The sequence below is a fragment of the Mesorhizobium sp. M2A.F.Ca.ET.067.02.1.1 genome (assembly GCF_004023285.1).
Lineage (GTDB): Bacteria > Pseudomonadota > Alphaproteobacteria > Rhizobiales > Rhizobiaceae > Mesorhizobium.
The window spans coordinates 1-3,293 of the sequence record NZ_RZSB01000672.1 but is presented as its reverse complement, the minus strand read 5'-3'; the positions used below and the strand labels follow the sequence as shown (position 1 = coordinate 3,293).

Sequence of the window (3,293 nt, the reverse complement as noted above, 5' to 3'; positions counted from 1 at the left end):
CTGTTCGAGGAGCCGCCGCCAGCCATGAGGCTCGCGCCGGCGGAGCGGACGAAAGCGGTGGAGCAGCTGCAGGCACTCCTGATGGAGGCGATGGTGGCCGTGGCAGATCAGTTGGAGGCGGGCGATGACGAAGATCACGGCTGATCATCTGGTACGGAACGCCATCGTCTATGTCCGGCAATGACGGCTTTCCAGGTTGCCCAGAACCTGGAAAGCCAGCGGCGGCAATATGGCCTGGCCGATCGGGCCCGCCAGTTGGGGTGGCCCGACGTCGAGGTGATCGATGACGATCTTGGCCGATCGGGCGGGGGGGCGCACGCCGGCCCGGCTTCGAAAAGCTTCTGGCGGCAATCTGCGAGGGCCGCGTCGGTGCCGTGCTCTCGCTGGAGGCTTCCCGGCTGGCGCGCAATGGGCGCGACTGGCATACGCTCCTGGAGTTCTGCGGTCTGGTCGGCACGCTGATTGTCTACGAGGACGGCGTCTACGACTCGGCCTCGCCCAACGACCGGCTCCTGCTCGGCATGAAGGGCACGATGAGCGAGATGGAACTCTCGGTCTTTCGGCAACGCTCGACCGAAGCGATGAAGCAGAAGGCGCGCCGGGGCGAACTCTTCCTCACCGTGGCGATCGGCTATGTGAAGGCTGGCGGAGACCGTATCGAGAAGGATGCAAATCGACGTGTCCAGGAGGCCATCGCGTTGGTGTTCCGCAAGTTCGCCGAGCTTCAGACGATCCGCCAAGTGCTGGTGTGGTGCAGGCAGGAAAAGGTTCTGTTGCCTGCCCTGGGCAACAGTGCGGCCGGCCGGGTTATCTGGCGCTTGCCTGTTTATCCGACAGTTCATCACATGCTGAGCAACCCCGTCTATGCCGGCGCCTACGCCTTCGGCCGCCGAACCGCGCGCGTGACGATCGAGAACGGGCGCAAGCGGGTGGTCCGGAGCATGCAGCGCGACTGGCGCAGCTGGGAGGTTTTGATCCGCGACCACCACGAGGGCTATATTGCCTGGGCCGAGTACGAAAGGAATCAACAGCTGATCGCCGATAACACCAACGGCAAGCGGTTCATGAGCCGAGGCGCGGTCCGCACCGGCGAAGCTCTGCTGCCCGGCCTGCTCCGCTGCGCCCGGTGCGGCAAGAAGCTTCACGTCCGCTACGGCCAGACTTATCGTTACGAGTGCGCGGGCGCCTTCAACCAACTCGCGGCGGCGCGATGCATCACCTTTGGCGGAATGCGCGTCGACCATGTGCTTGCCAAGGAAGTGCTGGACAGGCTCCAGCCTCTGGGCATGGAAGCGGCACTGGCGGCCGTCGAAACGCTCAGTCAGCAGCGCTCGGAGAAGAAGAGCCAACTCGACCCAGCGCTGCAGCAAGCGCGTTACGAGGCTGCCAGGGCGCAGCGTCAGTACGACGCCGCCGATCCGGAGAATCGCCTTGTAGCTGGAGAACTGGAGCGGCGATGGAACGAACGGTTGGCTGCAGTTCGTGATCTTGAACTCGAGATGCATCAGCTCGATTCCGACAAGGCGCCGGCGCTGACCGAGGCCGACCGCGAGCGGCTCATGGCGCTCGGTCAGGACCTGGTTCGTGCTTGGGAGAGCCCCGGCACCACGCCAGAGACGCGCAAGAAGATCATCCGCACGGTCATCGCCGAGATCATCGTCGATGTCGTCGGCGATAACCTGGAGCTGATCATCCACTGGCAGGGCGGTGACCATACCCGTCTGATGGTGAAGCGGAACCGCGCCGGCCAGACGCGGTGGACTACCGACGCGGAAGTGGTCGACTTGGTTCGCGCCCTGGCTCGCCAGATGCCTGACGAAACGATCGCCGCGGTACTCAACCGATCCGGTAAGACGACCGGGCATGGCAAGAGCTGGACACGGGGGCGTATCTGCTCCCTGCGCCATCAACATGACATCGCCGTCTATCATGACACGCGGAGAGGTTACGCTCGATGAGGCGGCCGCAGCCCTGACCCTCAGCCAATCGACCATCCGCCGTCTCATCACCGAGGGCGCTCTCCCGGCAGAACAACATTGCAAAGGCGCACCCTGGATCATTCGACACGCCGACCTTGAGCGAGAGGAGATACGCCGGCAGGCCGACCTACGCCGCTCACGACGCCCGCCACCCGACGAGCGCCAGCCAAATCTACTAGATCTTTCAACAGCATGACGGGATGAGCAGTATGAAGCACCATCGTCAGAGCCTGCGAAGAGCGCGTTCTTGCGGTTGAGCGCCATCACCCGTTCATTGTGCCCATGTCGGGGACGAACTGGAAGTTCGTTATCGCTGGCATCCATATTTTGGCCGAGAGGTCAGCGTGCGGCGTGTGGAGCAGCGGGTAACTGGGCAGTTTCTCAGGGTGCAATACCCATCGGGCATTGTCGTATCGATTCCAGGCTGGATGGTGGATTCGGCCGCTTGCGCGGGCATGACATTTGGCCCGCCACAGGTTGATCTCACCGCCTTGTCTGATCTGAAGAGGCTGGTCATGCCGGTCGCTGTTTCCACAAACTTCCCGAGCGAGAATGGAATCGCACGGGAGAAAGTCGATGAAACAGCACAACGTGCCTGCACCGACCTCGGGCAGGCAGATGAGCCTGATATTCGAACCCCACAGGCTGGAGGGGATGAGCAAAGTGGAGCGGGCGAAGGCCTTGCTGACGCTCGCCCAGATACTCATGCAGGCCGCCGGTCTGATCGTCGAGGAGCTCGATGATGACCAGCACTGATCTGATCCCAGCTGCGCTCTTGAAGCGCAAGGCCGTCGTCTATGTGCGCCAGTCGACGCAGTCGCAGGTCATGACCAACCTGGAGAGCCAGCGACGGCAATATGATCTGGTCGACATTGCGCGACAGCGCGGCTTCGCCGATATCGAAGTCATCGACGACGATCTCGGCCGATCAGCAAGCGGAACAGTGGCGCGCCCCGGCTTCGATCGGCTGGTTGCATGGTTGTGTGCGGGCAAGATCGGCGCCGTGTTGTGCCTGGACGCATCGAGGCTCGCACGCAATGGGCGGGACTGGCATCATCTGCTCGAGTTGTGTGGACTTGTCGAAGCCCGCGTCATCGACCACGATGGCGTCTACAACCCCTGCCTGCCTAATGATCGTCTGCTCTTGGGCATGAATGGAAGCATCAGCGAATTCGAACTGGGCGTGCTGAAGGCACGGATGCTTGAGGCCGCCAGATCGAAGGCGCGGCGGGGGAGCTGCGCCTGTCGGTACCGTTCGGGTACATCTGGCATCGCGAAGCTGGGCTTGGGCTCGACCCAGATATACGGCTGCAG

At 62.9% G+C, this 3,293-nt stretch carries 3 protein-coding genes and 1 pseudogene; all 4 read left to right on the top strand.

Translation table 11 applies throughout. The annotated features are described in order from the left end of the window. The first annotated feature begins 374 nt into the window (after positions 1–374). The gene (locus EOA28_RS29765) at positions 375–1,958 is read left to right on the top strand and encodes a recombinase family protein (RefSeq protein WP_245501627.1); all 1,584 of its coding nucleotides are present in this window, start codon (positions 375–377) and stop codon (positions 1,956–1,958) included. Beyond that, a complete protein-coding gene (locus tag EOA28_RS40530) occupies positions 1,864–2,175 on the top strand; it encodes a helix-turn-helix domain-containing protein (protein WP_348633444.1) in 312 nt (103 codons plus the stop codon). Before EOA28_RS29765 ends, EOA28_RS40530 begins: the two co-directional genes overlap by 95 nt. A gap of 380 nt (positions 2,176–2,555) precedes the next feature. Next, positions 2,556–2,735 (top strand): hypothetical protein, encoded by a 180-nt coding sequence (locus EOA28_RS29760; protein WP_128315580.1) that lies wholly within the window; start codon positions 2,556–2,558, stop codon positions 2,733–2,735. After that, positions 2,722–3,293, top strand: a pseudogene (locus EOA28_RS29755) (recombinase family protein); the annotation flags it as partial. The gene EOA28_RS29760 and the pseudogene EOA28_RS29755, both read left to right, overlap by 14 nt.

Bases quoted from the DNA above. Each gene is read 5' to 3' on its own strand.
- EOA28_RS40530 (WP_348633444.1), top strand. From the start codon at position 1,864: ATGGCAAGAGCTGGACACGGGGGCGTATCTGCTCCCTGCGCCATCAAC.
- EOA28_RS29760 (WP_128315580.1), top strand. From the start codon at position 2,556: ATGAAACAGCACAACGTGCCTGCACCGACCTCGGGCAGGCAGATGAGC.